Here is a 1005-nt window from a genome sequence, read left to right as displayed (position 1 = left end):
CGGAACTCGAACGAGTGTCCGCGCAGCGCGGGGTCGTCGTAGCCCAGTTCCTCGCCGTCGGCGATACGGAACATCTCACGGACCAGGTCGATCCCGGCGACCTCCTCGGTGACCGGGTGCTCCACCTGCAGGCGGGTGTTGACCTCCAGGAAGGAGATCGTGCCGTCCTGGCCGACCAGGAACTCACAGGTGCCCGCGCCCTCGTAGGCGGCCTCCTTCAGGATCGCCTTCGAGGCGCGGTACAGCTCGGCGACCTGCTCCTCGGACAGGAACGGCGCGGGGGCCTCCTCGACCAGCTTCTGGTGGCGGCGCTGCAGCGAGCAGTCACGCGTGGAGACGACGACCACGTTGCCGTGCTTGTCCGCCAGGCACTGGGTCTCCACGTGCCGCGGACGGTCCAGGTAGCGCTCCACGAAGCACTCGCCGCGGCCGAAGGCGGCGACCGCCTCACGCACCGCGGACTCGTACAGCTCCGGAACCTCTTCCAGGGTCCGGGCCACCTTCAGACCGCGTCCGCCACCGCCGAAGGCGGCCTTGATGGCGATGGGCAGGCCGTTCTCCCGCGCGAACGCCACGACCTCCTCCGCCCCGCTCACCGGGTCGGGGGTGCCGGCCACCAGCGGCGCCCCGGCGCGCTGGGCGATGTGCCGGGCGGCGACCTTGTCCCCCAGGTCACGGATGGCCTGCGGCGGCGGCCCGATCCAGATCAGGTCCGCGTCCAGGACGGCCTGGGCGAACTCGGCGTTCTCCGAAAGGAAGCCGTAGCCCGGATGGACGGCGTCCGCGCCGGACTCGCGCGCCGCGTTGAGCACCTTGCCGATGTCCAGATAGCTGGTGGCCGGAGTGTCACCGCCCAGGGCGAACGCCTCATCCGCAGCGCGGACATGCAGAGCATCCCTGTCCGGGTCGGCGTATACGGCCACGCTCGCGATCCCGGCATCCCGACAGGCCCGGGCCACGCGGACAGCGATTTCGCCACGGTTGGCGATGAGCACCTTGCGCACG

The 1005-nt window shown here is 71.0% G+C and carries 1 protein-coding gene; it reads right to left on the bottom strand.

Annotation, left to right across the window (positions count from 1 at the left end; all coding sequences use genetic code 11):
• Window positions 1–1004, bottom strand: a 1004-nt coding sequence (locus ACGFT2_RS34095) for an acetyl/propionyl/methylcrotonyl-CoA carboxylase subunit alpha (RefSeq protein WP_393286250.1), incomplete at its 3' end; no start/stop codon positions are given.
• Window position 1005 lies beyond the last annotated feature (1 nt).

The sequence above is a fragment of the Streptomyces sp. NPDC048514 genome (assembly GCF_043199955.1).
Taxonomy (GTDB): Bacteria; Actinomycetota; Actinomycetes; order Streptomycetales; family Streptomycetaceae; genus Streptomyces.
This window is presented reverse-complemented; position numbering and strand designations above follow the sequence as displayed.